This is a genomic window from Sphingomonas sp. LY54 (assembly GCF_035594035.1).
Taxonomy (GTDB): domain Bacteria; phylum Pseudomonadota; class Alphaproteobacteria; order Sphingomonadales; family Sphingomonadaceae; genus Allosphingosinicella.
The window spans coordinates 3,218,098-3,244,026 of record NZ_CP141588.1; the positions used below are offsets into that span (position 1 = coordinate 3,218,098).

The window sequence follows — 25,929 nt, forward strand, 5'->3', positions numbered from 1 at the left end:
TCTATCAATAGCGCAGTTGGGGCGGTGCGGGTAGCGTGGCGGGGCAATGATCATGGACGCCAACAATATCGCTGCAGCCTCGCGGCTGGTTCGGCTCCGGCTCGAGCACCGCGATCTCGACTCGGCGATCGCCGCCTTGCTCGAAACGCCCCATCCCGATCAGCTCCAGCTGGCCCGGCTGAAGAAGCGCAAGCTCCGGCTGCGGGACGAAATCAGCGCGATCGAGGACATGCTCGTTCCTGATATCATCGCCTGATCCGGCGGGCACTCACCTGGTTTACCTTCTTTATTCGTAGGCGGTGGCGAGCGCCTGTGGCATTCTTCACGGCATGGCCACCGACGATGCCCGCGCCCGCATGACTCCGAAGCTGATCGACTCGCTCTATGTCGAGGCGATGCTGCTGGCCGACGAGGCGCGCGCTTATTTCGACCGCGACGGCCGCGGCGACCGCATGGCGCTCGATCCGATCGTGCGGGTCGGCTTTTCCTGCGAGTCGCTGAAGGTCACGACGCGGCTGATGCACGTCATCGCCTGGTTGCTCACCCAGCGCGCGGTCGAGTCGGGGGAGTTGAGCGCGGCGCAGGCGCGGCGCCCGGCGCGCCGGCTGGGGGAGGCGGTCGAAAGCGACGACGGCGTGGTCGCGCAACTGCCCGAGCCGGCAGCCCGGCTCGTCCAGGGCAGCCTCGATCTCTATGCACGGGTCAAGCGGCTCGACGACGGCAGCTTCGGCCTGGAGCCGCAGCCGAGCCCGGCGCGCAGCCTGCTGAGCCGGCTCGAGCGCTCGCTCTGATCCTTGGCCTCGCCGCCCTGCGCGGTTAGCGTGGCGTCATGAAAGCCTTTGAATTCCAATATGGGCCGAAGCTGATCTCGGCGCCCGGCTCCGCGATCCGGCTGGGGGAGCTGCTGCCGCCAAGGCGCTGCCTGTTCGTCACCGATGCCCAGGTCCGTGCGCTGGGCCTCCCTGACGCGGCGCTCGACTCGCTTCGGGAGGCCGGCATCGAGCCGGTCGTCTTCGACGCGGTGGAGCCTGATCCGTCGCGCGCCACGGTCGAGGCGGCAGTGGCGGCGGGCGAGGGGTGCAGCTCGGTAGTTGGCTTTGGCGGCGGCAGCCCGATGGACGTCGCCAAGCTCGCCGCCTACCTGCTGGGCAGCGGCGACGATCTCGACGATTTGTGGGGCGTCGGCAAGGCCACCGGCGTCCGGCTCCCGCTGGCACTGGTGCCGACCACCGCCGGCACCGGATCCGAAGCCACGCCGGTCACCGTCATCACAATAGGGGGCAGCGAGAAGAGGGGGGTCAGCAGCGCGGCCCTGCTCGCCGACTGGGCGATCCTGGACCCCGCGTTGACCATCGGCCTGCCGCGCCCCGTCACCGCCGCGACCGGCATCGACGCCATGGTGCATGCGATCGAGGCCTATACCTCGGCGCGGCTCAAGAACCCGGTCTCGGACATGCTCGCCCGCGAGGCGCTGAAGTTGCTCGCCGACAATCTGCTGCGCGCCTGCGACCAGCCCGACGATATCGAGGCGCGCTCGGCCATGCTGCTCGGCGCGCATCTCGCCGGCGTCGCCTTCGCCAACGCGCCGGTGGCGGGGGTGCATGCGCTCGCTTACCCGCTCGGCGGCCATTTCCATGTCCCGCACGGCCTCTCCAACGCGCTGATGCTGGTCCATGTGCTCGGCCACAACATGCCTGCCGCCATGACGTCTTATGCGGAGCTCGGCACCTTGCTCGAACCGCGGCTCTCCGGGGTCGGCACGCAGGCCCAGGCGCAGGGCCTGGTCGAGCGGCTGGCGGAGCTAGGCCGCGCGGCCGGCGTTCCGCAGCGCCTGGCGGAGGTGGGTGTCACGCATTCGGATCTCGACATGCTGGCCAGCGAGGCGATGAAGCAGGAGCGGCTGCTGGTGAACAATCCCTGCCCGATCACGCAGGCCGACGCGCGCCGGCTCTACGAGGCGGCGCTGTGAGCCGCGAGGCGCTGAAGGGCCGCGAGCATTACAGGGTCTGGCGCGAGATCGGGACGCGCTGGTCGGACAACGACGCCTACGGCCACGTCAACAATGTCGTCTATTACAGCTGGTTCGATACCGTGGTGAACGCCTGGCTGATCGAGCAGGGGCTGCTCGATGTCGCCGCCGGAGATCCGATCGGCCTCGTCGTGGAAACCGGCTGCCGCTACGCCCGTTCGCTCGCTTATCCAGAGTCGGTGGATGTGGGCCTCGCGGTCGAGCGCATCGGCAGTTCCAGCGTTTCCTATGCGTTGGGCGTCTTTGCTAAGAATGAAAATGAAGCGGCTGCCGAGGGACGCTTCGTCCACGTCTATGTCGATCGCACCATCCGCCGGCCGGTGGCGCTACCGGACGACTGGAAAAACATATTTAAAACAATATCCTGCTAGGAAATCTTGTCGCAGAGTCTCGCTTTGGCCTCGGCATATTCGCTGGCCAGGCGCGCGATATAGTCGCCGGCCGGGCCGATCGATTTCACCGCGCCGATGCCCTGGCCCGAACCCCAGATGTCGCGCCACGCCTTGGATTTGCTGCCCTCGCTCGTGCCGAAGTCCATCGTGCTAAGATCGCCCTCGGGGAGGTTGTCCGGGTCGAGCCCCGCGGCGGCGATCGACTGGCGCAGATAGTTTCCGTGGACGCCGGTGAAGAGGCTCGAATAGACGATGTCGCCGGCACGGCCATCGACGATGCCCTGCTTGTAATCGTCCGCGGCATTGGCCTCGTGCGTCGCGATGAAAGGCGAGCCGATATAAGCGAGGTCGGCGCCCATCGCCTGGGCTGAGAGGATGGCGCGGCCGGTGGCGATCGCGCCCGACAGGACCAGCGGCCCGTCGAACCATTCGCGTATTTCCTGCACCAGGGCGAAGGGCGACAGCCGCCCGGCATGGCCGCCGGCGCCGGCCGCCACCGCGATCAGGCCGTTGGCGCCTTTCTCGATCGCCTTGCGCGCGAAGCGGTCGTCGATGATGTCGTGCAGCGTGATCCCGCCCCAGCCCTGGACCGCGTGGTTGAGTTCTTCGCGCGCGCCGAGCGAGGTGATGACGATCGGCACCTTCCATTTCGCGCAGGTGGCGACATCCTCCTCCAGCCGCGGATTGGAGCGGTGGACGATCTGGTTGACGGCATAAGGCGCTGCCGGCGTGTCCGGATGGTCGCGGTCCCAGGCTGCGAGTTCCTCGGTGATCCGGTGCAGCCATTCGTCGAGCTGCGACTGCGGCCGCGCGTTCAGCGCCGGGAACGAACCCACGATCCCCGCCTTGCACTGGGCGATGACGAGATCGGGGTTGGAGACGATGAACAGCGGCGAGCCGATGACGGGGAGCCGGAGGCGATCGAAAAGCGGGGACAGGGCCATCCGCTTTCCCTTAACGTAAAGCGGCCCGGCGTCAACGCGGGTGAGATTTCAGAGGCGGGCGCCGAAGGTCAGCGACAGGCGCGGATCGCAGTCGCGGCCGAAGGCGCCGTTGCTGAGCGGCACGCCGAGTTCGACGCCGGCTTCGAAGCGGCTGCCGAGCCAGAGGCGGACGCCGCCCCCGGCCGAGGCGAGGGTGCCGCCGCCGGCGCCGCCCCGGTAATTGCCCACCGATCCGGCATCGGCATAGAGATAGGGCTGGACCCAGCGCACGGCCGTGCCGAGCTTGCCGAGGTCGAAGCGGATTTCCGCCGAGCCGGCCACGCCCTTGTCGCCCGAAAGCTCGCGATAATCGTAGCCGCGCAGGAAGGTGCGGCCGCCAAGGCCCATCTCCTCGCTCGAAAGGAGCGGGCGCGAGGCGACCTGGCCCTGGGCCTCGACCTGGAGGCTGAGCCGTTCCGTCAGCGGCGCGTTGAGGCGCGCCCAGGCCTCGAGCTTGGAGAAGATGGCGCTGCCGTCGGCGCGCGACGCGAGCGGGTCGCCGCGCTCGGTCGCATCGAACGCGTCGACGCCCTGCACGAGGGCGACGCGGCCGCGGATCCGGCCGTCGCCGAGCTTGGCATTGGCGAAGGCGCTGGCGGTCAGCACGGCGAAGCGGTCGTCGCGGATGCGCACGTCGTCGCGCGATTGGCGCGAGTCGCGCAGGGCGTAGCCGAGATCGCCCCACAGGCTCCAGGCGCGGCTGCGCACGAACGGGTGGCTGACGGCGACGGCGGCTTCCAGGCTGCGCCCGTCGAAATCACTGTCGGCAATCGCGCCGCCGGGCTCCGAGCGGGCGACGTAGGAATCGACGCGCAGTTCGGTCCCGTTCGTCCCGACGGGAACGGCATAGCCGATCCGGACGAGGTGGAATTCCCCCACATCCGGCACCGTCGCCACCGCGCCGAGCGTCAACCGATCGGCGCCGTCGGCGACGCCGTGCAGGTCGACGCTGCCCTGGAGGCGGAGCGGTCCGACACTCCGGATGCCCCAATTGTCGAGCGCGACCCGGCCCACGGCGCGCTCGCGCTTCGCATCGACGACGAGGATGTTGCGACCCACGGTGCGTTCGAGCCGCGCTTTCCCGACCGATAGTCCGGAAATGTCGCCGGCTAGGAGCAGTCGCCGTTCCAGTTCGACGGTTCGTACCGGCCGGCCGTTGGCGAGCGGAGCGAGCATGCGGCCGACGACCGGCGCCGCGCCGCCCTCGACTCGGACCGAGTCGATCCGGCCTTCGTCCAAGGCGACGCGCAGGATTCCGTTTACGACCCGCTGGCGTGGGATCCAGGCGGTGGCAAGGCCATAGCCCGCCGTGCGCGCGACATTGGCCACCGCCGAGGCGAGCCCGCTGAGGTCACGCGGGGTGAGCGTCCGTCCCACATAGGTCTCGATGACGGGCGCAAAGGCGGCGGGCGGCAGTGCGACGGCCCCCTCGATGCGTATCGCGCCCACCAGCAGCGTCTCGACGCCGCTCTCCGGCGAAATAGCCGATTGTTCGGCGATCAACGGCCGCGAGCGCGCCGGTTCGCCGGGCTCCTCGTCCTTCAATTCCTTGCCCAGCACGGCCGGATCGGTCCGGTCGAGCACGTCCTGGGCGGCGTGCGACGGTGCCGACAGCGCTGCCGCGAACAGGGCGGCAGCGATCTGGACCGGTATCGGGAACTTGCTGCGCATTTCGCCGCCTTTTTCGTCGCTGCGAGCCACCAATAACGGGCAAGACTAAATTTTCCGTTATCCGACAGGTCGTTAGCCGGCCGTTAACTCCACTCTTTCACGCCCTCGCAATCGGGAAGGTCGTAATCGGGCAAGCAAGGGAAGTCAGAGCCGCGGTTGCGCGGACCATTGTGGGGAGTTCCCAATATGCAGAAGATCATCTCGGGCCTGGCGCCGTTCCTCCTTCTCATAGCCAGCGAAGCGCAAGCGGAAACGCCGGAATGGCGCGTCAGCGAAGTGAGCGGCGACGTTCGCTTCGGTCGCGAAGGGCAGATGCGCGCGGCGACCCGCGGCGCGCTGCTCGCGTCGGGTGCGACCATCGTCACCGGTGCCGCCTCCCGCGCCGTGATCGTGCGCGGCCAGGAATTCGTCGTGATCTCCCCGACGACCCGGCTGCGCGTGCCCGAGGCGGCCGCCCCGAACAAGATCATGCAGATCATCGAGGATTTCGGCACCGCCGTCTTCAAGATCAACAAGAAGGCGACGCCGCATTTCGGCGTGCAGACGCCTTATCTCGCCGCCGTCGTGAAGGGCACGACCTTTACCGTTACGGTCGGCCCTGAAGGCAGTTCGGTGCAGGTCACCGAAGGCGCGGTGCAGGTCTCCACGTTGGACGGCGGCGCGGCCGACCTGGTCACGCCAGGCAACATCGCCATGGTCGGCGCCAGCGACCTTTATCGCCTGACGATCGAGGGCGGTACGACGCGCTCGATCCGTTCCGACAATGCGCCCCAGGCGGGCACTGTCACCAGCAGCGCGGCGCCGGCCGCGGCGCCGGCTACCTATGCCGGGCCGCCGCTGGTGAGCGCAGTCGTCTCGGCGCCGGTCAGCGAGCCGCCCCAGTCCCTCACCGACCTGACCGGCGGCCTCGTTGCCGGCGAGGCGACAATCCAGCTGGCCGCGGCCGACATTACCGAGGCTGCGCGCGCGGCCGAGCAGGCGCCGCCGCCACCGGCGGCGACGCCCGAACCGGCGCCGGCCCCGCAGCCGGCGCCGCAGCCCGCGCCGGCGCCGCAGCCCGCGCCGGCACCGCAGCCCGCACCGGCACCCGCGCCGGTTCCGGCTCCGGCGCCTCAACCGGCACCGGCTCCAGCTCCAGCTCCAGCTCCAGCTCCTGCTCCTGCTCCTGCTCCGGCACCGGCTCCGGCTCCGGCTCCGGCTCCGGCTCCGGCTCCGGAGCCCCAACCGGCACCCGCACCGGCGCCGGCTCCAGCACCCGCGCCGGCTCCCCAGCCGAATCCCGGGCCCGCGCCTGCTCCGGCTCCGGCGCCTGCGCCTGCGCCCGCTCCGAACCCGGCACCGGCTCCGCAGCCCACTCCCGCGCCCGGCGATAATGGCAACGCCAACCCTGGCACGGGCAACCCTGGCAATGGTGGCGGCAACGGCAACCCCGGCAACGGCGGCGGCACCGGCAACCCCGGCAACGGTGGCGGCACGGGCAACCCCGGCGGTGGCGGCAATGCCGGTAACCCTGGAAGTGGCACGGGCAACCCTGGCAATGGTGGCGGCAGCGGCAACCCCGGCAATGGTGGCGGCACCGCCAACCCCGGCGGTGGCGGTGGCGGCAATGCCGGTAACCCTGGAAGTGGCAGCGACAACCCCGGGAACGGTGGCGGCAGCGGCAACCCCGGCGGTGGCGGCAATGGCGGTAACCCTGGAAGCGGCAGCGGCAATCCCGGCAGCGGTGGCGGCAGCGACAGCCCCGGGAACGGTGGCGGCACGGGCAACCCCGGCGGTGGCGGCAATGCCGGTAACCCTGGAAGTGGCAGCGGCAACCCCGGCAGCGGTGGCGGCAGCGACAGCCCCGGGAACGGTGGCGGCACCGGCAACCCCGGCGGTGGCGGCAATGCCGGTAACCCTGGAAGTGGCAGCGGCAACCCCGGCAACGGGGGCGACGACAAGCCTGGCAAGGGTGATGACGACGACGACAAGCCTGGCCGGGGCGACGATGACGAGGGTGACGACGACGACGACGACGACAAGCCCCGCCCGGGCGCCGATGACAGGCCGGGCAAGGGTGACGACGACGACGACAAGCCTGGCCGGGGCGACGATGACGAGGGTGACGACGACGACGATGACGACAAGCCCAGCCAAGGCGACGATGACAGGCCCGGCAAGGGTGGCGACGACGACGACGACGACAGGCCTGGCAAGGGCGACGACGACAGCTCCGGCAAAGGTGGCGACGACAATTCCGGCAAAGGGAGCGGCGACGACAAGGCCGGCAAGCAGGGCTTCAGTGAACTGGACCGCGGGTTCGGAACGACGACCCAGCCCGTCCGAGACGTCGGTGGCCTGAACAGGGACACGGACGCGGCCGGTATGGCGAAGGCGCGCCCGAACGCCTTGTGATCGACCACGACACGGCCGCCCTCGTGACCGAGGGCGGCAGACAGGACCAGACATGTCATTGAGCTTCGCCCAGATCAGCCCGGCTTTCGTGCGATGGCGCCGCAAGGCGATCGTCGGCGCAGCGGGCATGGTCGCTGCCGCCTTGCTGGTGACGGGGCAGGGCGCAGCGCTCGATCAGCATCTGCGCGATCTGCGCGACGGCCTGCGCTCTCACGCTGCCAGCGGCGAAGTGCATCTCGTCGAGATCGATGCCCGCAGCCTGGCGACGCTCAACACCTGGCCCTGGCCGCGCGGGATCCATGCGGCCTTGGTCGATCGCCTGCATGAGGGCGGCGCCCGCTCGATCGCGTTCGACGTGGACGTTTCGGCGACCTCCAACCCTGTCGAGGACGCCAAGCTCGCCGCCGCACTGGACCGGGCCGGCAATTCCGTCATCCTGCCCACGATGCGCCAATATGCCGGCGCCGGCAGCGCGGACTATATCGACAGCGTTCCGGCCGCGCCGTTCGCGGACAAAGCGTTTCTCGCGGCCGTGACGGTCATTCCGGATCGCGACGGCTACGTTCGCCACGTGCCGCTTGGCGTCGAGACGGCGGGCGTGCCGCGCCCGTCGCTGGCCGCCATGGTGGCTGAGCGCAATGCCGCGATCGACCAGCAGTTCCGCGTCGACTATTCGATCGATCCCGACACGATCCCGCGCCACAGCGTCGTCGATCTGCTCGCGGGCAAGGTTCCGGCCACGGAGATTGCCGGAAAGCGCTTCGTCATCGGCGCCACCGCGGTCGAGATGGGCGATCGCTATGCCGTGCCGCGTCACGGCGTCATCCCGGGCGCCGTCATCCAGGTGCTGGCGGCGGAAACTCTGCTGGCCGGGCCGGTGCCGCACGAATGGAGCGGGGTCGGGCCGGTATTGCTCATGCTCGCCTTGGTGGCGGCAATCGTGCGGCTGCGCGCCCGCCCGGCGCGCGTGATCCTGTTCACGGCCACCGCAGCAGCCTTGCTGGCGTTGCCGCTGGTGACCGAATCATGGTTCGCGCTCTCGATCCCGATCGCGCCGGCCCTGCTGGCGCTCGCACTGGCGATCGCGCTCAGCGCTGCGGCTTATGCGGCCGAAGGCTATCTCGAGAAGGCGTTGACCGACGAGGCGACCGGCCTGCCCAATCTGGCCGCCCTCGAGATCGCGACCGGCACGCGGCACTCGACTAACATCGTGGTGGCGCGGATCGACCGCTTCGCGGCCATTGCCTCGGGGCTGGGCCCGGACGGCGCAGCATTGCTGGTGCAGCGCGTCGCAGACCGGTTGCGCTTCTCGCACCGCGGCCATGAAATCTATCGCACCGATGCCTCGAACCTCGCCTGGATCGAACTTCCGGGGGACGAAGACAGTCTCGAGGACCGGCTCGACGCTTTGGCGGCTTTGATGCGCTCGCCGGTCGAGTGCGGCCGTCTGGTCGACGTCTCGCTCACCTTTGGCCTGGCGACCGGCGAGGATGTCGATGCCAAGCAGTTGGTGGCCAATGCGTCGCTCTCGGCGCTGCATGCGTCGCAGCGCGGCGCCCGCTGGGAGCGGTTCATCGATTCGAGCAGCGACGAGATCAACTGGCATCTCTCGCTGCTCGGCGAAATGGACGCCGCCATGGCCTCGGGCCAGCTCTGGAATGCCTACCAGCCCAAGCTCGATATCCGCTCGGGGGAGATTATCGGCGTCGAGGCGCTGGTGCGCTGGGCGCATCCCCAGCGCGGCCCGATCGCGCCGGACAATTTCATCCCGGTCGTCGAGGAGGCGGGCCGCGCCCGCGATCTCACCGCGCACGTGCTCGAGCAGGCGCTGGACGATGCCCTCCATTGGGAGCGCAACGGTTTCCCGATCGGAGTGGCCGTCAATGTCTCGGCGACGCTGCTGGCCGATCACGAATTCATCGAGATGGTCGGCCAGATCCTGCAGGGCCAGCCGGTCGCAACCGAGCGGGTGACGATCGAGGTGACCGAGTCGGCGGCGATGGTCACGCCGGAGCGCGCAATCGCTGCGCTGGAGAGCTGGCGCTCGCACGGAGTTCGCATCTCGATCGACGATTACGGCACCGGCCAGTCGTCGCTCGGCTATCTGCAGAAGCTGCCGGCGACCGAGCTCAAGATCGACAAGAGCTTCGTCCAGACGATCGTGACCGACAGCCGCAACGCGATCATGGTCCGCTCCACTGTCGCCTTGGCTCACGAACTCGGCATGAAGGTCGTCGCCGAGGGGATCGAGGACGAGGCCTGCCTCGCCATGCTGGGCGAAATGGGCTGCGACACCGCCCAGGGCTATCACATCGCGCGGCCGATGCCCGCCGACTCGGTCACCGCTTTCCTGCAGGAACGCGCGCCGCGCGCCGCGGCGGCCTAGTGGCTGGCCTGCGGGCCCCGCTCCAGCCCTGACAGCTCCAATTGCCGATCGATCTGGGCAACCAGCCGGTCGAGCCCGTCTTGGCTCATCGCCTCCGCCCGCGCGACCAGCACGTCCTGCGTGTTGGAGGCGCGCAGCAGCCACCAGCCGTCGGCCGTATTGACCCGGGCGCCGTCGGTGCGGTTGACCTCGGCGCCGTCCGCCTCGAGCCGCGCAAGCACTTCCTCGACCACCGGGAACTTGCGGCTCTCGTCGACCTGGAAGCGCATCTCGGGCGTGTTGACCATCGCCGGCATCGCCGAGCGCAAAGCGGTCAAAGATCCGCCCAGGCCGGTGACCGCGCGGATCAGCCGGACCGCCGCGTAGAGCGCATCGTCATAGCCGTAATAATCGTGGGCGAAGAAGATGTGGCCGCTCATCTCGCCGGCGAGCGGCGCGTCGGTCTCCTTCATTTTCGATTTGATGAGGCTATGCCCCGTCTTCCACATCAAAGGCTTGCCGCCAAGTTCTGAGATGCGGTCGTAAAGTGCCTGCGATGCCTTGACGTCGGCGATGATCGTCGCGCCGGGCAGTTCGGCCAGCACCGGCTCGGCCAGGATCGACAGCAATTGATCGCCCCACACGACGCGGCCCTGGCCGTCCACGGCGCCGATGCGGTCGCCGTCGCCGTCGAATGCGACGCCGAAATCGAGCCCCTTGTCGCGGACCAGCCGCTTCAGATCCTCGAGATTCTTCTCCTCGGTCGGGTCGGGATGGTGGTTGGGGAAGGCGCTGTCGACGTCGGTGTAGAGCAGATGATGTTCGCCGGGGAGGAGGGCGGTCAGTTTCTCGATCGCCGGGCCGGCCGCGCCGTTGCCGGCGTCCCAGCCGATGCGGAAGGCGCCGCCGTCGAAATTCTTGAGTAGCCGCGCGACATAGGCGTCGATGATGTCATAGTCGGTGACGTCGGCCTCGAGTTCGTCCGCGCCCAGCCAGTCGCCCTCGGCCGCGGTGGCTCCGAGCGCCTGGATGTCTTCGCCGAAGAAAGGACGGTCCTGAAAGACCATCTTGAAGCCATTGTAATGCGCCGGATTATGGCTGCCGGTGATCATGATTCCGCCGTCCACTTCCAGCGTCGCGGCCGCATAATAGAGCATCGGCGTGGGGCCGAGGCCGACGCGCACGACGCCGACGCCGCTCTCGGTGAGGCCGCGGATCAGGGCCGCTTCCAGGGCGAGCGAGCTGGCGCGGCCGTCGCGGCCGACCGCAACGCGCGTGCCGCCGGCATGGCGCAGTTGGGTCGCGAAGCTGCGGCCGAGCGCATAGGCATCGTCCTGGCCCAGCGTTTCTCCGACGATTCCGCGTATGTCATATTCGCGCAGGGAGGTCGGATGGAAACGATGGCTCATGCTGGGCTCCGCGATGGTGGTTATGGTTTCAAGACGCGCGAGGCGTGTTGCGGTTCATTTCGGCGATCAGCGTGTCGCGCGCAACATTGACCTGGTTGGCCAGCTCTTCCGACCCGCCTGTGTCGGGATGCACTTTGGTGATGAGGCGGCGGTGCGCGTCGCGTATCTCGGCCAGGCTGGCATCCTCGCCAACGCCGAGCAGGGCGCGGGCCTCGTCGACGCTCATGTTCGTCGCCGACAATTTCTTGCGGCGATAGGCGGCCCACAGGATCGCGCCGGACATCAATACGGCGCCCGGCAGCGGGCGGCCCGTGGTCAGCAGGCGCAGGCCGAGCAGGAAGAGCGCGGCGGCGACGCCGTCCTCATAGGTGTAGCCCTTGAGCCGGCCGGTCCACCACGCCCAGCCGAGCCCGGCGATGGCCAGCAGGATGAGAACGGGCATCAGCCCGCAGCGGCGGCACGCGGCGGCGCCGCCGCGACGCCTTGGTCCGGCAGGGCGAACCCGGCGATCATTTCGCGCAGTTCCTGACGTGCCGCGATATGCGCGATCCCGACCTCGCCAATCTGGGCGAGATCGAGCAGGGTCAGGCCCTTCGGGAAGAGTTCGCGATAGATGACGCGCTCGCCGAGGCCCGGGATGATGCGAAAGCCGACGCGTCGCGACAGCTCGTCGAGGGCGGCGCCGACCCGGCGCATGTTCTTGGCCTCGATATGCTGGAGGCGGTTGCGCAGCAGCACCCAGTCGACGCTGTTGCCGGTGGTCTTGGCGCGCTGGGTGCGGCTGTTCCAGACCAGTTCGGCGTAGAAGCTCGGCCGGCGGATCTTGTAGCTTTCCGGATCGACCTCGCCGATCAGGTCGAGATCGACGAAGCTGTCGTTGATCGGCGTCACCAGAGTGTCGGCGCGCAGCATTGCCTGGCGCGCATAGGGATCGTCGCGGCCGGGCGTATCGACGACCACGATCTCGGCATCGGCGCCGAGCCGGTCGAGCTGGGCGTCGAGATTGTCGTCCTTGGCCGGATCGAACGTCTCGTAGGTCGGCATCGGCAGATCGATGCCCATCCGCCGCACGGTGGCCATACGGTTGTCGAGATAGCGGCCGAGCGTGCGCTGGCGCGTGTCGAGGTCGATCGCGGCCACGCGCCGGCCGGCGGCGGCGAGTGCCACGGCGGTGTGGACCGCGGTCGTGGATTTGCCGGTGCCGCCCTTCTCATTGGCGAAAACGATGAAATGCGGCGCTGCGCCTGCCATGATACTCAGCCTGCCCCTCTTGATCTTGCCCCGGCGCCCTCGCAAAGACGCCCCTTATCCTTCCCTTTGCCTGTATCGGAGGCCATTCGGCCGTGCAAATCATCCGTGAGATCAACGCCCTGCAAAAAGAGGTTAACGGCCTCCGTGCCGGTGGCGGGCGCATCGCCTTCGTGCCGACCATGGGCGCGCTCCACGCCGGTCACATGGCGCTGGTGCGGGAGGCCAAGCGGCGGGCGGAGCATGTGGTGGTGTCGATCTTCGTCAATCCGACCCAATTCGGCCCGAACGAGGATCTCTCCGCTTATCCGCGCCGCGAGGCCGAAGATGCGTCGATGCTCGAGGCGGAAGGCTGCGCCATCCTGTGGGCGCCGGACGTGGCGACCATGTATCCGCCGGGTCACGCCACTCGCATCCGTGTCGGCGGGATCACCGAAGGCCTGGACGGCGCGGCTCGCCCCGGTCATTTCGACGGCGTCGCGACGGTGGTCTACACGTTGTTCAGCCAGGTGAGGCCCGACGTCGCCCTGTTCGGCGAGAAGGATTACCAGCAGCTCGCGGTCGTCCAGCGCATGGCCAGGGACCTGCTGCTGCCGCTGGACGTGGTCGGCGTGCCGACCCAGCGCGACGCCGACGGCCTCGCGCTCTCCTCGCGCAATATCTATCTGTCGGACGAGGAGCGGGTGCAGGCCCGCACGCTGCCGCGGGTGCTGGTGGAGACGGCACAGGCGATCCGCGAGGGCCGCGCCGTCGCCGAGGCGCTGGACGACGCGCGCCAGAACCTTGCGGGCGCCGGCTTCGGCCCGATCGATTATGTCGCTTTGTGCGATGCCGAGACGCTGGAGCCGCTCACCGTCCTCGACCGCCCGGCGCGGCTGCTCGCCGCCGCGAAACTCGGCAAGACGAGGCTGATCGACAACCTTGCTTTATAGGCTCCGGGCGGGCCGTTTTCGCCGTTAACCATTTCTTTCCACCATGAGGCGGATCATCGCCCTTGTCAGACCAGACAAGGGGGCATGTGTTGTGGGAACAAGCCTAAAGAGCGCCGTCTTCCTCATGGAGAGCCGGCTTACGGAAGCAGCTGAGGGCGATGCCAACGCCCTCTACGAACTTGGCGTCGCTTATTCGACCGGAAGCGGCGGCACCGACATCGATCTCGTCGAAGCGCACAAATGGTTCAACCTCGCGGCGCTGAACGGCAGCCGCCTGGCCCAGGAAGCGCGCGCCGAGGTGGCCGACGAGATGACGGCGCGGGAGATTGCCGAGGCGCAGCGCCAGGCCCGGTCCTGGCTGAGCGCGACGGCCGGTCGCCGCGCTGCCTGAACCGAAGCCTTATTGGGCGGCGGTTCGCGCGGCCGGCATGCCGTCGCGATATTTCTCGAACCAGGCGAGAATGGCGGCGGCCTTGGCGCCGCTCTGCGACGGGCGGGCTGCGATGCCGCCATGGCTCGCCTCGGGAACCTTGACCAAGGCCGTGGGCACGCCTTGGATCTGCAGCGCCGTATAATATTGCTCGGCCTCGCTGACCGGCGTGCGATAATCCTCGCTGCCGACGACGACCAGGGTCGGCGTCTTCACATTACCGACCAGAGACAGCGGCGAGCGGCTCCAATAGCTTTGCGGGTCCTCCCACGGCTTCTTGTCGAACCAGTAGCGCGAGAAGAAGAAGGGGTTGTCGGCGGTGAGCGCGAAGCTCGCCCAGTCGATCACCGGCTTCTGCGTCGCCGCGGCCTTGAATCGGTCGGTTTTGCCGATGATCCAGGAGGTGAGCACGCCGCCGCCCGATCCGCCGGTGACGAACAGCCGGTCGGGATCGACAAAGCCCTGCGCGATCGCGAGATCGACCGCCGCCATCAGGTCGTCATAGTCGCGGCCGGGATAAGCGTGGTGGATCTGGTTGGCGAAATCGGCGCCGTAGGAGGTCGATCCGCGCGGGTTCACCGACAGCACCGCGTAACCGGCGGCTGCATAGAGCTGGTTGTCGGTCGAGAAATGCGGCCCGTAGGCGGCGAAGGGGCCGCCGTGGATTTCGAGGATCAGCGGTACGCGCTGCCCTTCGGCGCGGCTCGGCGGCAGCGTCAGCCAGGCATCGACCTTGCGGTTGTCGAAGGCGGTGGCCTGGAGCTTGCGCACCTCGCCGAGGCTCTTGCCGTCGAGCAGTTCGGCGTTGAGCCGGGTCAAGGCGCGCTTGGCGCCGCCCCGCACCAACGCCACGTCGGCAGGGCGGGTGGCGCTGCCGCTGGTGACGGCGAGTGCGCCGTCCCGTGCGACCGAGAAGGATCCGCCGGTATAGGGCCGGTCGAGCGAAGAGCCGCTGAGCCCTTCGGCCACCGTCCGGATCGAGCCGTCGAGCGAAACCCGCGCGACCTTGGTCGTGCCCTGATCGTCATAATCGACGTAGATCGATCGGCCGTCGGCCGACCAGACGGGCGACCCGACGCTGCGATCGAGCGACTCGGTCAGCGCGCGGCGGTTGGCGCCGTTGCGGTCCATCACGTACAGGACCGTATTCTGGTAGCCGAGGCGCTTGTCGTCGAAACCGACATAAGCGATGCGGCCGCCGTCGGGCGACACGACCGGGCTGGAATCCGGTCCGTCGCGGTCGGTGAGGGCGGTGACGCCGCCGCTCGCGACGTCGAACGCATAGACTTCGCTGTCGAGCGGCTCGCGTTCCCAGTCCGCCGAGCGGTTGCCGCTGAAATAGAGGATGCGCCCGTCCGGGCTCCACGACAGCGAACCGCCATTGTTGACCGCGCCGAAGGTGAGTTGCCGCGCCGCGCCGCCATCGGCCGAGACTAGGAAGATCTGGGTGAAGCCTGGCTTCAGATAGCCTTCCTCGTCGGTGCGGTAGGTGACGGCCGAATGGATCTCGAGCGGCGGCGCCCATTTCGCGCCTTCCGGCTTGGGCGGCGTGGTGCCGAGCTTCAGCCCCTCGTCGGGAACGAACATCGAATAGGCGATCTGCCGGCCGTCGGGCGACCAGGCGATTCCCGACGGAGAATCGGGAAGGCCGGTGATGCGGACCGATTCGCCCGAATCCATCCAGCGCACGAACAATTGCGGTGGGCCGCCCTCCGCCGAAGAGACATAAGCGAGCCGCTTGCCGTCCGGCGACCAGCGCGGCTGGCTGTGCGCGCCGGTCCCGGCGACGAGCGGCGTCTGCTGGCCGGTGCGCGCGTCGATCAGCCAGAGGGTCGGCCGCATCCGGTCGGTCATGATGTCGCCCGAGCGCCGGACATAGGCGATGCGGCTGCCGTCCGGGCTGATCTGCGGGTCGGCCGCGACTTCGAGCGAGAACAGGTCTCGCGCCGTGAACGTGCGGGTGGGACCCTCGGCAGGCGCCGCGAGGGCCGTCCCGCTCACTCCGGCCAGCAAAGCGATCGCGTAAAGGCATTTCAGCATGTCGGCATCCCCTGTTTTGGCGGGAACATAGGAGGCGGAGGGCAGCGGCCGCAAGCGGTCACGCAGGCGGTTCAGCCTTTGCGGAACGGACCCATGGCGCGCAGCGTCTCGATCTCTTCGGTCACCGCACGGCGTTCCGATTCGAGATAGTCGGCGACCGCGCGGCGCAGGCCCGGATGGGCGAGATAATGCGCCGAATAAGTGGGGACCGGGCGGTAGCCGCGGGCGAGCTTGTGTCCGCCCTGGGCGCCGGCTTCGACGCGCCTCAGACCGCGCGCGATGGCGATGTCGATCGCCTGATAATAGCAGATCTCGAAATGGAGGTGCGGCACTTCCTGCGACGCGCCCCAATAGCGGCCGTACAGGGTGTCGGCGCCGACCATGTTGAGCGCGCCCGCGATCGGGGTGCCGTCGCGCAGGGCGAAGACGAGCAGGACACGGTCGGGCATGCGCTCGCCGAGCATCGAGAAGAAGGCGCGCGTCAGATAGGGCCGCCCCCATTTGCGCGCGCCGGTATCCTGGTAGAAATGCCAGAAGGCGTCCCAATGCGCCTCGGTGATCGCGGCGCCGGTCACATGCTCGACGGTGAGCCCTTCCAGGGCCGCGGCGCGCTCCTTGCGGATGGTCTTGCGCTTGCGCGAGGCCAATGTGCTGAGGAAATCCTCGAAGCTCGCAAAGCCCTCATTGTGCCAGTGGAACTGGCTGTCGACGCGGATCAGCCAGCCGGCGGCGCGGAAGGCGTCGAGATCGGCCTCGCACAGGAAAGTGGCGTGCGCCGAGGAGAGATCGTTGGCGCGCACCAGCGATTCCGCCGCGCCGATCAAGGCCGGCGCCAACGCGCGGTCGGGCGCCAGAAGCCGCGGCCCGGGCACCGGCGTGAAGGGGACGGCGATCTGCAGCTTGGGATAATAATCGCCGCCGGCGCGGTGATAGGCGTCCGCCCAGGCGTGGTCGAAGACATATTCGCCCTGGCTGTGGCTCTTGAGATAGGCCGGCATGACTGCTGCCGGACGTCCGTCCTGGCCGTCGATCGCGATCGGAACGGGCTGCCAGCCGGTGGCGGCGCCGGCGCTGCCCGATTGTTCGAGCGCGGCCAGGAAGGCGTGGCTGAGGAACGGATTGTCCGCGCCGGCGAGCCGGTCCCAGTCGTCGGCGGCGAAGCTTGCGACCCCGTCGCCGACGCGGGCGAGGAGGCCGGCGCTCATCGCGGCGGGATCTCGTAGATGATCTGGCTGGCGTGGACCTCGGCGGTGGCGCCGTCGCGCGGCGTCCGCACGGTCCAGGTCAGGATGGGCAGGCCCCGGCCGCGCGCCCAGGCGGCGAAGCGCGAGGGGAGATCGCGAATGTCGTAGGCGAGGAAATGCGGCCGCGCGCGCATGAAGGCGAGCCTGCGCCCGATCCGCCCGCGCAGGCCGCGGCGATCCTCCTCGGTGACGACAAGCCCGCGCACGATACCCGGCGCATGGCGCGCGAACCAGCGCCCGATCTGGGGATTGAACGACATCACGGCGATGACGCCCGAATAGCCCTCGAGGGCGGCACGCACCGATCGGCAGAGCGGGCCCACTCGGCGGTTGGGCGATTTGACCTCGATCAGCAAGGGCACGCGGCCCCCGATCAGTTCCAGGATCTCGGGCAATGTCGGGATCGTCTCGTCGGTCCTGGCAAGGCGGATGCGCGCGAGCTCGTCCGACCCGCGGTCGCGCACGGCGCCGCTCTCGCCGGTCAGGCGGTGGAGGTCGTAATCGTGGAAGACGAAGGCGTCGCCGTCGCGGCTCGCCTGGACGTCGAGCTCGATGCCGTGGCGCTGGGCGATCGCGGCGGCGAAGGCGGCGCGGCTGTTCTCGATCGGCCCGCGGCCGTGCAGACCCCTATGGGCATAGGGGTAGGCGATCAGCTGCGCGAGGCGGCCGCGATCCCGGACCGCGGCCTTCGGCTTCTTGATCGGCTCAGCCTTGCTTGATGGCGACGATGGCATCGACTTCGACTGCCGCCCCGAGCGGGAGCACGGGCACGCCGACGGCGCTGCGCGTGTGGCGGCCGGCATCGCCGAATACCTGCTCCATCAGCTCGGAGGCGCCGTTGGCGACCTTGGGCTGGTCGGTGAAGCCGGCGGCGCTGCTCACGAACACGCCGAGCTTCACGATCCGCTCGACCTTGTAGAGGTCGCCGAGCGCGGCGTTGATCTGGGCGAGGACCATCACGCCGCATGCGCGGGCGGCGGCATAGCCGTAGTCGACATCCTTGTCCTCGCCGAGCCGGCCGGTCATGACCTTGCCATCGGCGTCGAACGGCAGCTGCCCGGAAAGGTACAGCAAATTGCCGACCTGGACGGTTGGCACATAGGCCGCCACCGGAGCGGCTGGGGTGGGAAGGGTGATCTTCTGGCCTGCAAGGCGCGCTGCGATATCGTCGGTCATGACGTCAGCCTCAAGCAGAGGTGGAGGGGTCGGGTCAAGCGGCGTGCGCGATCAGGCGGGCCTATTTCGCCACGGGCAAGTAATTCGGAACCGGTGGCGCGGCCACTTGTTCACAGCGCGACCATTCACCTAAGGACGGATCTCTCCTTAATTCCTTCGCAAGTCTGGACAAATCCGCCTTGAACGCTGCCGCGCCGTCATTGACCGGTCACGAAGATATCTTCGTCGGCGACAGCGAAATGGCGCGCCTGATGCGGGCGCATGACTGGGCCGCAACGCCGCTTGGGAGCCCGGAAAGCTGGCCCGAGACGCTGAAGGTCGCGCTCCGCCTGCTGCTTACGTCGCGGTTCGAGATGTGGCTCGGCTGGGGCGAGGACGTCGCCTTCTTCTACAACGACGCCTACCGCCCCACGCTCGGCAACAAGCATCCGCATGCCTTGGGGATGCCGACCCAAATCCTGTGGGCCGAGATCTGGCCGCAGATCGAGGGGCGCATCCGCTCGGTCTATGAAAAGGGCGAGGCGACGTGGGACCGTGCGCTGCTGTTGCTCCTTCACCGCAACGGCTATCCGGAAGAGACCTACCACACATTTTCCTACAGCCCGCTGATCGGCGGAGATGGGCGTGTCGAGGGCCTGTTCTGTGCGGTGTCCGAAGAGACCGAGCGCGTCATCAGCGAACGGCGACTGGCGTCGCTCGGCGGCCTCGCGGCCGGCTTGGCGGGCGCCGAATCGCGGAAGAGCGTGCTCGGCATCGCGGAGCGCCAGCTCGGCCACAATCTCCACGATCTGCCCTTCGCGCTGATCTATCTGTTCGATGCCAACGGAGAGGCCCACCTGGCCGCCGCCAGCGGGGTGGCCCGGGGCAGCGCCTTGGCGCCCGAACGGCTCGACGCCGCGGATACGCTCTGGCCGGCGGGGCAGATTGCGGGCGGTGGCGACCGGTTCCAGGTGGCGCTTGACGGGCTGGCCGCCGATCTGCCGACCGGGGCGTGGCAGCAGCCGCCTTCGACCGCATTGGCGGTCGCGCTGGAGGGGCAGGGCAACGAGCCGCCGATCGGTTTTCTCGTCGCCGGGCTCAACCCGCACCGGCCTCTCGACGATGAATATCGCTCCTTCCTGGGGCTTCTGGCCGGGCAGATCGCCTCCGCCCTGGCGGGGGCGCGCGCCTATGAAACGGAGCGCGAGCGGGCCGCCGCGCTCGCCGAAGCGGTGCGCTTGCGCCAGGAAGCGGCCGAAACGCTGCGCCGCGCCAACCGGACCCTCGCGGAAGAGGTCGAACGCCGCACGCAGGAAAGTGCGAGATTGCGCGACCTCTTCCGCCAGGCCCCCGGTTTCATCGCCGTCCTCCGGGAGCCCGCTCACATCTTCGAGCTGACGAACGATTCCTACATGCAGCTGGTCGGCCACCGCGATCTCACCGGAAAGCCGGTGCGGGAGGCATTGCCCGAAGTCGTCGGCCAGGGCTTCGTCGAACTGCTGGATACGGTTTACCGATCGGGCGAAGCCTATGTCGGGCGCCGCGTGCCGGTCACCTTGCAGCGCACCAAAGAGGGGCCGGCGGAACTGCGTTACGTCGATTTCGTCTACCAGCCGATCTTCGGCGAGGACGGCAAGGTCGGCGGCATCTTCGTCGAGGGTTTCGACAGCACGGAATCGCAGAAGGCGGAGGAGCATCAGCGCCTGCTCTTGAACGAGCTCAACCATCGGGTGCGCAACACGCTCGCCATCGTCCAGGCGATCGCCCAGCAGTCATTCAAGGACGAACATGCCTCGGCCGAAGCGCGGAGCAGCTTCGACGGCCGACTGAGCGCGCTCTCGGCCGCGCACAATTTGCTGACGCGCAGCAATTGGGAAGCGGCGTCGATGCGCCAGCTGATCGAGGATGCGATCGCGCCCTATCGCGGCGGAGACCGGTTCGAGATAGCGGGTCCCGATCTGAACGTCGCGCCCAAGACGGCGGTCTCGCTCGCGCTCGCGTTGCACGAGCTTGCGACGAACGCGGTCAAATATGGCGCGCTGTCGGTTCCGAGCGGGCGGGTCGTGATCCGCTGGTCGGTCGATCCGGACCCTGCCGGCGATCGCCTGGCCTTCAGCTGGCGCGAGCAGGGCGGCCCTCCGGTCGTGGTGCCGACCCGCCGCGGCTTCGGCAGCCGCATGATCGAGCGGGGCCTGGCGGCCGAGTTCGGCGGCAAAGTGGTGATCGCCTTCGATCCCGACGGCGTCTGCTGCACGATTGACGCGCCCTTGCTGGATGCGGGCCTGTGAGCGGCCTCGCCGGCACCCGCGTGCTCGTGCTGGAGGACGAACCGCTCGTCGCAATGGCGCTGGAAGACATGCTCCTTGCGCTGGGATGCGTCGTGATCGGCCCGGCCAGCCGCGTCGCTCAGGCGCTCGAACTTGCGGAAGCCGAGCCGATCGATGCCGCCGTGCTCGACGTCAACATCAATTCCGGCCGCAGCTTTGCCGTCGCCGACGTCCTGCGCGGCCGCGGGATACCCTATCTCTACGCCACCGGTTACGGGGAATATGGCGTCGCGGAGCGCGCGGAGACCGTCCCGGTCATTCAGAAACCTTACCGGCAACACGATATCGCGGCAGGCCTCGCCGCCTTGCTCGATACGGCGACGGCGCCGCGCTAGGCTGTCAGCCGGTGGCCGCCGTCCCTTCGGCGAAGCGGCTGAGGATCCAGGACGTTGCGGCGCTCCAGTCGTCGATCCGGGCGTGGGCATGCTGCGCCACCGGCATGTGCGCGGCGACGCGCGGCTCGGCGATCATGTGCAGGCGCCACACTTCGGGAGCGTGCTTCGCGACCGATTCGTGATGGATATGGAGGTCGTCGACGAACACCGCGACGGCCGGCCGGGTCTGTTCGATCAGCTCGGCGACGGGCCGACCCTTGCCGCCCTGGTTACAGAGCACGCGATGGCGGATGTCGAACGCTTCGAGCTGGCGCACGCGATTGGCGTGATATTGGTCGCCGATATTGGTGAGCACGACGATGTCGGCGACCTCGCCGATTTCGGCCAAGGCCTCGGCCGCGCCCGGCACGATATTCTGGCGGTGCATCTCGCTGTCGAAGAAGCTGTCGAGCAGGGGCCAGATTTTTGCCTCGGGCACCGGCTGGCCGTCCCTGCGGTCGCGCACAGCGTCGCGGAAATGCTTGGCGTCCAGCGAGAATTCGAAGCCGTGCGCTTCGTCCACCCAATCGGCGAAATGGGTGAGCATGTGGACCAGCACTTCGTCACAGTCGGTAATCAGCAGTGGGCGGTTCATGATTCCAGGAGGCTCCGTGCGGCGACGATTTGGGCCGGTTTCACGCCGATCGCCTCGGCGCAGGCGAGCAGGTCCGGTTCGTGGGCTTCGAGAAAGGCGAGGGTGGCCGCGAGGACCGACGGTTCGGCGATGCGCGTGCGCAGGTCGTCGGGAGTCAGTCCGGTGAGAGCGAGCAGCCGCTCCGCGCGGGCGCCGTCAGACAGCGTCCAGCCCAAAGCGGACAGCGCCAGAGCTACCGCATTATCCGCGTTTGTTTCCTTAATCTTCATCGCCTAAGATGTTGGGGGCTTCAGAAGGTTTGCGCGTGGCGAAAAAAATCCTCGTTGTCGAGGACAACGAACTCAATCTGAAGCTGTTCTGCGATTTGCTCCGTGCCCACGGCTATGAAGCCGAGCCTGTCCGGGACGGCCGGGAAGCGCTCGAGCAAGCCCGCGCGTTCGAACCCGACCTCATCGTCATGGATATCCAGATGCCGCATATCAGCGGGCTGGAGCTGATCGAGCAGGTGAAGGCCGACGAGGATCTGAGGGTGATCCCGATCATGGCCGTCACTGCTTATGCGGCGAAGGGCGACGAGGAGCGGATCCGCGATGCGGGCGCGGAGGGCTATGTCTCCAAGCCGATCTCGGTGATCCGCTTCGTCGAGGAAGTGGCCTCGCTGCTCGAGGCGGCACGGCTGAGCCGCACCATGGCGGACGAGGCCCTTCCCGGAACGCTCGAACAGCCCTGAACGCAGAAAACCCCGGCGCGAGGCCGGGGTCTCCTGTCGTCAAGCGCCATCCCAGCGGGACAGCAGGCGCGAGGCGCCTTACTTGATCTTGGCTTCCTTGAACTCGACATGCTTGCGCACGCGCGGGTCGTACTTGCGGAAGGTCATCTTCTCGGTGATGTTCCGCGGATTCTTCTTGGTGACGTAGAAGAAGCCGGTGTCGGCGGTGCTCACGAGCTTGATCTTGACGGTTGCGGGCTTCGCCATGGCGGCCTCTCAAAACTGGTGGTTTGTCGAAAAAATGAAAGCGGCGTCGCCGCCGCTCATGCGTGGTCGCCTCTGCCGTCGTCCGCGCGCGATGTCAAGGCCGGAAGGGCGCGGGGAGGGCTTAACATCACTGCAACCATATCGGCGCATGCTGGCCTTCAGTCCATAAGGCGGGAGCCGGAAGATGCGGGCCGAACATGATGCGATGATGCTGGTGCGGGCGGACCTGTGCGAGCGCCTCGAACGCCTCCAGCGGCTCGCCCGTACCAGCTCGGCCGACTTCAACGAGAATGTCGCAATCATCCGCCGCACCGCCGCCGCCTACGGCCTGACCCCGGTCGTCCGCCTGGCCGAGGCGATGGAGCGGGCCATGTGCGACGACCAGCCTTGGCCGGCTTCGCTCTATCTCGACCGGCTGCACGATGCCATCGGCTGCGAACGGGCCGACGAACTCGCCAGCCAGGCGATGCTCGCCTCGATCTCGGTGCGCCTCGGCGCCTGAGCGGGGTGGACGCCCTCGTCACCGCGTTCGTTGCCGCCCTGCTCGCCGAATGGGGCGACAAGACGCAGTTGCTCGTGATGGCGCTGGCCACCCGCTTCCGCCGTCCGGGTCCGATCCTGGCCGGCATTGCCCTGGCCGCTTTGGCTAACGGCGTGATGGCCGCCTTCGGCGGCGTGATCATCCACGATTTCATCACCGCGCGGGCCGCGGCGCTGCTGGTGGCGGTATCCTTGCTGTCGGCCGGCATGCTCGCTTTGATGCGCCCGTCGCCGCCAAGCATCGGCGCGACATGGAGCACGGGGGCATTCCTCACCAGTCTCGGCGCGTTCTTCCTGGTCGAACTGGGCGACAAAACCCAGTTCGTGACCGGCGCGCTCGCGGCGCATCACGATTCCCTTGCCTTGACGGCGCTCGGCGCTGCCGCCGGCGTCACCGCTGCCAGCGTGCCGGCCGTTTTGCTCGGTGACCGCCTCGCCGCGATCGTGCCGGTGCAGCCGATCCGTATCGGCATAGCGTTGCTGCTGCTCCTTGCCGGCCTGGTCGTGACGGTGAACGCGCTCGGCCTCGTCTGACCCCCGGCGGCGGTTGGAACCCCATCCGCCGGTCGGTACGTTATGCGCGAAATGCGCGAATTTTCCCAACTTCTCGACGCCCTCGTCTACACGCGCTCGCGCAACGCCAAGCTTAAGCTGATCGGCGACTATCTGCAGCGTACGCCGGATCCCGATCGCGGCTATGCGCTCGCCGCGCTCACCGGCGAACTCGACATTCCCTCCGTGAAGCCGGCCCTGATCCGCGCCATCACCGAGGAACGGGTCGATCCGGTGCTGTTCCATATGAGCCGCGACTATGTCGGCGACACGGCCGAGACCGTGTCGCTGCTCTGGCCCAAGGCGAACGCGGAGCCCGCCGACATCGACGACGGCACCCTCCGCATCTCGAACGTGGTCGAGCGGCTGGCGAGCCTCGGCCGGTCGGAGGCGCCCGCCGCGCTCGCCGAGATGCTCGACCATCTCGACGCCAGCGGGCGCTATGCCCTGCTGAAGCTCGCCACCGGCGAATTGCGGATCGGCGTCTCGGCACGGCTCGCCAAGGCGGCGCTCGCGGCCGCCTTCGGCCTCGACGTCGATGCGGTGGAGGAAGTGTGGCACGGCATCGGCCCGCCCTATCTGCCGCTTTTCGCCTGGGCCGAAGGGAAGGGCGAGCAGCCCACGGCGCAGAATGTGCCGGTCTTCCGGCCCTTCATGCTGGCCCATCCGCTCGAGGATGCGCGCGTGTCGATGGAGGATTATGCAGCCGAGTGGAAATGGGACGGCATCCGCGTCCAGATCGTCCGCGTCGCCGGCGAGACCCGGCTCTACAGCCGTGCCGGCGACGACATCACGCGCAGCTTCCCCGACGTCGCCGCCGCGTTCGACCGCGACGGCGTGGTCGACGGCGAATTGCTGGTAAGGGGGACGTTCCAAGGCGCTGAGGAGCATGGCGGCGGCGCCGCGAGCTTCAACGCGCTCCAGCAGAGGCTCGGGCGGAAGATCGTCTCACCGAAGATGCTGGCCGATTATCCCGCCTTCGTCCGGCTCTACGACATCCTGTTCGAGGGGCCGAACGACCTGCGGCCGCTGCCATGGCAGGAGCGGCGCCCGCTGCTCGATACTTTCGTGCGCGAGCTCAACCCCGAGCGCTTCGACCTGTCGGCGCTGATCGAGGCCGCGACGTTCGAGCAACTGGAGGAAATCCGCGCCGGTGCCCGCGACGCCGCGATCGAGGGCGTGATGCTGAAGCGGCGCGACAGCCCCTACATGCCGGGGCGCAAGGTCGGCCATTGGTACAAATGGAAGCGCGACCCGCTCGTCGCCGATTGCGTGCTGATGTACGCGCAGCGCGGCTCGGGAAAGCGCTCGTCTTATTATTCCGACTACACGTTTGGCTGCTGGACCGGCGAAGGCGAACTGCTGCCAGTCGGCAAGGCCTATTTCGGCTTCACCGACGAGGAATTGATGTGGCTCGACCGCTTCGTCCGCAACAACACGATCCAGCGCTTCGGGCCGGTGCGCGAGGTCGAGAAGAGCCTCGTGCTCGAGGTCGCGTTCGATTCCATCCACGAGAGCAAGCGCCACAAATCGGGGCTGGCGATGCGCTTCCCGCGCATCTCGCGTATCCGCACCGACAAGCCGGCGCACGAGGCCGACCAAATTGGGACCCTGCGGCGCATGGTCGCCGATGCGCCCTAGGGGAGGGAGGGGTGCCGGGCCGTGTTTCGGCCCGGCATGGTCGTCAGTCCTCGCGCGGCAGGACGGTCAGGACGCGGGCGATGAAGGCGTGGAATTCGGCCATGTAGCCGCGCAGGAATTCCCTGGTCGAATCCACCGTCACCTCGCCGTCGTCGGTGATCATGTTGGGCGTGAACTGGATGTAAGCTTCGGGCGAGTTCATCTGCGGCGAGTTGCAGAAGCTCAGCACGCTCCGCAGGCTCTGCTGCGCCACGGCCGTGCCGATCGCGCCGGGCGAAGTGCCGATCACCGCCGACGGCTTCCGGGTGAAGGCGTTGGTGCCGTAGGGACGGCTCGCCCAGTCGATCGCGTTCTTGAGCCCGCCGGGAATCGAGCGATTATATTCGGGCGTCACGAACAGGATGGCGTCGGAGCCCTTGATCGCGGCTTTGAAATCCCTGGCGACCTGCGGATAATCGTCGTCATAATCGTAGCTGTAGAGCGGCAGGTCGCGGAACGGGATCTCCGAGAATTCCAGGCCGTCCGGGGCGAGGCGGATCAGCGCATTGGCGAGCTTGCGGTTGATCGATTGGGTGGAGAGGCTGCCGATCAGGTAGCCGACCTTGTACGTCGTCATGACGCTTGTCTCCTCT

General features: G+C 68.2%; 26 protein-coding genes and 1 pseudogene. 14 read left to right on the forward strand and 13 right to left on the reverse strand.

What is annotated here, in order from left to right; translation table 11 throughout:
* The first annotated feature begins 52 nt into the window (after positions 1-52).
* The 4 genes from SH591_RS15925 to SH591_RS15940 all read left to right on the forward strand — a co-directional run bounded on the left by SH591_RS15925 (position 53) and on the right by SH591_RS15940 (position 2,400).
* A complete protein-coding gene (locus tag SH591_RS15925) occupies positions 53-256 on the forward strand; it encodes a YdcH family protein (RefSeq protein ID WP_322830875.1) in 204 nt (67 codons plus the stop codon).
* A gap of 73 nt (positions 257-329) precedes the next feature.
* A complete protein-coding gene (locus SH591_RS15930) occupies positions 330-791 on the forward strand; it encodes a DUF1465 family protein (RefSeq protein WP_322830174.1) in 462 nt (153 codons plus the stop codon).
* Between the two features lie 38 nt (positions 792-829).
* On the forward strand, positions 830-1,969 hold the full coding sequence (locus SH591_RS15935) for an iron-containing alcohol dehydrogenase (protein WP_324749938.1): 1,140 nt from the start codon (positions 830-832) through the stop codon (positions 1,967-1,969).
* Positions 1,966-2,400 (forward strand): acyl-CoA thioesterase, encoded by a 435-nt coding sequence (locus tag SH591_RS15940; protein ID WP_324749939.1) that lies wholly within the window; start codon positions 1,966-1,968, stop codon positions 2,398-2,400. The genes SH591_RS15935 and SH591_RS15940 overlap by 4 nt, the downstream gene beginning before the upstream one ends.
* Here SH591_RS15940 and SH591_RS15945 read toward each other — a convergent pair.
* Both SH591_RS15945 and SH591_RS15950 read right to left on the reverse strand, forming a co-directional pair.
* Entirely contained in the window at positions 2,397-3,365 is a 969-nt protein-coding gene (locus SH591_RS15945) for an NAD(P)H-dependent flavin oxidoreductase (protein WP_324749940.1), read from the reverse strand. The genes SH591_RS15940 and SH591_RS15945 overlap by 4 nt on opposite strands.
* Positions 3,366-3,413: 48 nt before the next feature.
* Positions 3,414-5,075: a ShlB/FhaC/HecB family hemolysin secretion/activation protein gene (locus tag SH591_RS15950; RefSeq protein WP_324749941.1), complete on the reverse strand. Its 1,662-nt coding sequence runs from the start codon at positions 5,073-5,075 to the stop codon at positions 3,414-3,416.
* Positions 5,076-5,261: 186 nt separating this feature from the next.
* Here SH591_RS15950 and SH591_RS15955 point away from each other — a divergent pair, with 186 nt between their 5' ends.
* On the forward strand, positions 5,262-7,469 hold the full coding sequence (locus tag SH591_RS15955) for a FecR family protein (RefSeq protein ID WP_324749943.1): 2,208 nt from the start codon (positions 5,262-5,264) through the stop codon (positions 7,467-7,469).
* A gap of 52 nt (positions 7,470-7,521) precedes the next feature.
* Positions 7,522-9,855 carry a putative bifunctional diguanylate cyclase/phosphodiesterase gene (locus tag SH591_RS15960; protein WP_324749944.1) on the forward strand — a complete coding sequence of 778 codons (2,334 nt, stop codon included), beginning with the start codon at positions 7,522-7,524 and terminating at the stop codon, positions 9,853-9,855.
* Here the strand turns inward: SH591_RS15960 and pgmG are convergent.
* From pgmG to SH591_RS15975, 3 genes are read right to left on the reverse strand one after another with little or no spacing between them, the layout of a single operon-like run.
* The gene (pgmG, locus tag SH591_RS15965) at positions 9,852-11,243 is read right to left on the reverse strand and encodes a phosphoglucomutase/phosphomannomutase PgmG (RefSeq protein WP_324749945.1); all 1,392 of its coding nucleotides are present in this window, start codon (positions 11,241-11,243) and stop codon (positions 9,852-9,854) included. The two genes, SH591_RS15960 and pgmG, sit on opposite strands and share 4 nt — an antisense overlap.
* Positions 11,244-11,271: 28 nt before the next feature.
* On the reverse strand, positions 11,272-11,685 hold the full coding sequence (locus SH591_RS15970) for a J domain-containing protein (protein ID WP_324749946.1): 414 nt from the start codon (positions 11,683-11,685) through the stop codon (positions 11,272-11,274).
* Positions 11,685-12,494, reverse strand: a complete 810-nt coding sequence (locus SH591_RS15975) for a division plane positioning ATPase MipZ (protein WP_324749947.1) — start codon at positions 12,492-12,494, stop codon at positions 11,685-11,687. Before SH591_RS15975 ends, SH591_RS15970 begins: the two co-directional genes overlap by 1 nt.
* Positions 12,495-12,586: 92 nt before the next feature.
* Here SH591_RS15975 and panC point away from each other — a divergent pair, with 92 nt between their 5' ends.
* Entirely contained in the window at positions 12,587-13,423 is an 837-nt protein-coding gene (gene panC / locus SH591_RS15980) for a pantoate--beta-alanine ligase (RefSeq protein WP_324749948.1), read from the forward strand.
* Positions 13,424-13,514: 91 nt separating this feature from the next.
* Entirely contained in the window at positions 13,515-13,814 is a 300-nt protein-coding gene (locus SH591_RS15985) for an SEL1-like repeat protein (RefSeq protein ID WP_322830185.1), read from the forward strand.
* Between the two features lie 9 nt (positions 13,815-13,823).
* On the opposite strand, the gene SH591_RS15990 is transcribed toward SH591_RS15985, so the two are convergent.
* The 4 genes from SH591_RS15990 to SH591_RS16005 form a co-directional block, all read right to left on the reverse strand.
* Complete coding sequence (locus tag SH591_RS15990) at positions 13,824-15,893, reverse strand: S9 family peptidase (RefSeq protein WP_324749950.1); 2,070 nt, start codon at positions 15,891-15,893, stop codon at positions 13,824-13,826.
* A 71-nt stretch (positions 15,894-15,964) separates the two neighbouring features.
* Positions 15,965-17,098 (reverse strand): GNAT family N-acetyltransferase, encoded by a 1,134-nt coding sequence (locus SH591_RS15995; RefSeq protein WP_324749951.1) that lies wholly within the window; start codon positions 17,096-17,098, stop codon positions 15,965-15,967.
* Positions 17,095-17,871: a glycerophosphodiester phosphodiesterase family protein gene (locus SH591_RS16000; RefSeq protein ID WP_324749952.1), complete on the reverse strand. Its 777-nt coding sequence runs from the start codon at positions 17,869-17,871 to the stop codon at positions 17,095-17,097. The genes SH591_RS15995 and SH591_RS16000 overlap by 4 nt, the downstream gene beginning before the upstream one ends.
* A complete protein-coding gene (locus SH591_RS16005) occupies positions 17,843-18,313 on the reverse strand; it encodes a RidA family protein (protein WP_322830189.1) in 471 nt (156 codons plus the stop codon). The genes SH591_RS16000 and SH591_RS16005 overlap by 29 nt, the downstream gene beginning before the upstream one ends.
* Before the next feature lie 200 nt (positions 18,314-18,513).
* Here SH591_RS16005 and SH591_RS16010 point away from each other — a divergent pair, with 200 nt between their 5' ends.
* Complete coding sequence (locus SH591_RS16010) at positions 18,514-20,580, forward strand: sensor histidine kinase (RefSeq protein ID WP_324749954.1); 2,067 nt, start codon at positions 18,514-18,516, stop codon at positions 20,578-20,580.
* Positions 20,577-20,954, forward strand: coding sequence for a response regulator (locus SH591_RS16015; protein WP_324749955.1), 378 nt, complete (start codon positions 20,577-20,579; stop codon positions 20,952-20,954). Before SH591_RS16010 ends, SH591_RS16015 begins: the two co-directional genes overlap by 4 nt.
* Before the next feature lie 4 nt (positions 20,955-20,958).
* Here the strand turns inward: SH591_RS16015 and SH591_RS16020 are convergent, their stop codons facing one another.
* Together SH591_RS16020 and SH591_RS16025 are read right to left on the reverse strand one after the other, a co-directional pair.
* Positions 20,959-21,588, reverse strand: coding sequence for an HAD family hydrolase (locus SH591_RS16020; protein WP_324749956.1), 630 nt, complete (start codon positions 21,586-21,588; stop codon positions 20,959-20,961).
* Complete coding sequence (locus SH591_RS16025) at positions 21,585-21,857, reverse strand: DUF3572 domain-containing protein (protein ID WP_324749957.1); 273 nt, start codon at positions 21,855-21,857, stop codon at positions 21,585-21,587. Before SH591_RS16025 ends, SH591_RS16020 begins: the two co-directional genes overlap by 4 nt.
* 35 nt (positions 21,858-21,892) lie before the next feature.
* Here SH591_RS16025 and SH591_RS16030 point away from each other — a divergent pair.
* A pseudogene (locus SH591_RS16030) lies at positions 21,893-22,252 on the forward strand (response regulator); the annotation flags it as partial.
* 144 nt (positions 22,253-22,396) lie between these two features.
* Here the strand turns inward: SH591_RS16030 and rpmG are convergent.
* The gene (gene rpmG, locus SH591_RS16035) at positions 22,397-22,564 is read right to left on the reverse strand and encodes a 50S ribosomal protein L33 (protein WP_322830194.1); all 168 of its coding nucleotides are present in this window, start codon (positions 22,562-22,564) and stop codon (positions 22,397-22,399) included.
* A gap of 184 nt (positions 22,565-22,748) precedes the next feature.
* Here rpmG and SH591_RS16040 point away from each other — a divergent pair, with 184 nt between their 5' ends.
* Genes SH591_RS16040 through SH591_RS16050 form a run of 3 tightly spaced genes read left to right on the forward strand, consistent with a single transcriptional unit; the run spans position 22,749 to position 25,297 of the window.
* On the forward strand, positions 22,749-23,066 hold the full coding sequence (locus SH591_RS16040) for a hypothetical protein (RefSeq protein ID WP_322830195.1): 318 nt from the start codon (positions 22,749-22,751) through the stop codon (positions 23,064-23,066).
* A gap of 5 nt (positions 23,067-23,071) precedes the next feature.
* Positions 23,072-23,638 (forward strand): TMEM165/GDT1 family protein, encoded by a 567-nt coding sequence (locus SH591_RS16045; RefSeq protein WP_324749958.1) that lies wholly within the window; start codon positions 23,072-23,074, stop codon positions 23,636-23,638.
* 51 nt (positions 23,639-23,689) lie between these two features.
* Entirely contained in the window at positions 23,690-25,297 is a 1,608-nt protein-coding gene (locus SH591_RS16050) for a cisplatin damage response ATP-dependent DNA ligase (protein ID WP_324749959.1), read from the forward strand.
* Positions 25,298-25,340: 43 nt separating this feature from the next.
* On the opposite strand, the gene SH591_RS16055 is transcribed toward SH591_RS16050, so the two are convergent.
* Positions 25,341-25,913, reverse strand: coding sequence for an NADPH-dependent FMN reductase (locus SH591_RS16055; RefSeq protein WP_324749960.1), 573 nt, complete (start codon positions 25,911-25,913; stop codon positions 25,341-25,343).
* Between the last annotated feature and the right edge of the window lie 16 nt (positions 25,914-25,929).

Bases quoted from the DNA above. Each gene is read 5' to 3' on its own strand.
- SH591_RS15925 (WP_322830875.1), top strand. From the start codon at position 53: ATGGACGCCAACAATATCGCTGCAGCCTCGCGGCTGGTTCGGCTCCGG.
- SH591_RS15930 (WP_322830174.1), top strand. From the start codon at position 330: ATGGCCACCGACGATGCCCGCGCCCGCATGACTCCGAAGCTGATCGAC.
- SH591_RS15935 (WP_324749938.1), top strand. From the start codon at position 830: ATGAAAGCCTTTGAATTCCAATATGGGCCGAAGCTGATCTCGGCGCCC.
- SH591_RS15945 (WP_324749940.1), bottom strand. From the start codon at position 3,365: ATGGCCCTGTCCCCGCTTTTCGATCGCCTCCGGCTCCCCGTCATCGGC.
- SH591_RS15950 (WP_324749941.1), bottom strand. From the start codon at position 5,075: ATGCGCAGCAAGTTCCCGATACCGGTCCAGATCGCTGCCGCCCTGTTC.
- SH591_RS15955 (WP_324749943.1), top strand. From the start codon at position 5,262: ATGCAGAAGATCATCTCGGGCCTGGCGCCGTTCCTCCTTCTCATAGCC.
- SH591_RS15960 (WP_324749944.1), top strand. From the start codon at position 7,522: ATGTCATTGAGCTTCGCCCAGATCAGCCCGGCTTTCGTGCGATGGCGC.
- pgmG (WP_324749945.1), bottom strand. From the start codon at position 11,243: ATGAGCCATCGTTTCCATCCGACCTCCCTGCGCGAATATGACATACGC.
- SH591_RS15970 (WP_324749946.1), bottom strand. From the start codon at position 11,685: ATGCCCGTTCTCATCCTGCTGGCCATCGCCGGGCTCGGCTGGGCGTGG.
- SH591_RS15975 (WP_324749947.1), bottom strand. From the start codon at position 12,494: ATGGCAGGCGCAGCGCCGCATTTCATCGTTTTCGCCAATGAGAAGGGC.
- SH591_RS15990 (WP_324749950.1), bottom strand. From the start codon at position 15,893: ATGCTGAAATGCCTTTACGCGATCGCTTTGCTGGCCGGAGTGAGCGGG.
- SH591_RS15995 (WP_324749951.1), bottom strand. From the start codon at position 17,098: ATGAGCGCCGGCCTCCTCGCCCGCGTCGGCGACGGGGTCGCAAGCTTC.
- SH591_RS16000 (WP_324749952.1), bottom strand. From the start codon at position 17,871: ATGCCATCGTCGCCATCAAGCAAGGCTGAGCCGATCAAGAAGCCGAAG.
- SH591_RS16005 (WP_322830189.1), bottom strand. From the start codon at position 18,313: ATGACCGACGATATCGCAGCGCGCCTTGCAGGCCAGAAGATCACCCTT.
- SH591_RS16020 (WP_324749956.1), bottom strand. From the start codon at position 21,588: ATGAACCGCCCACTGCTGATTACCGACTGTGACGAAGTGCTGGTCCAC.
- SH591_RS16025 (WP_324749957.1), bottom strand. From the start codon at position 21,857: ATGAAGATTAAGGAAACAAACGCGGATAATGCGGTAGCTCTGGCGCTG.
- rpmG (WP_322830194.1), bottom strand. From the start codon at position 22,564: ATGGCGAAGCCCGCAACCGTCAAGATCAAGCTCGTGAGCACCGCCGAC.
- SH591_RS16040 (WP_322830195.1), top strand. From the start codon at position 22,749: ATGCGGGCCGAACATGATGCGATGATGCTGGTGCGGGCGGACCTGTGC.
- SH591_RS16050 (WP_324749959.1), top strand. From the start codon at position 23,690: ATGCGCGAATTTTCCCAACTTCTCGACGCCCTCGTCTACACGCGCTCG.
- SH591_RS16055 (WP_324749960.1), bottom strand. From the start codon at position 25,913: ATGACGACGTACAAGGTCGGCTACCTGATCGGCAGCCTCTCCACCCAA.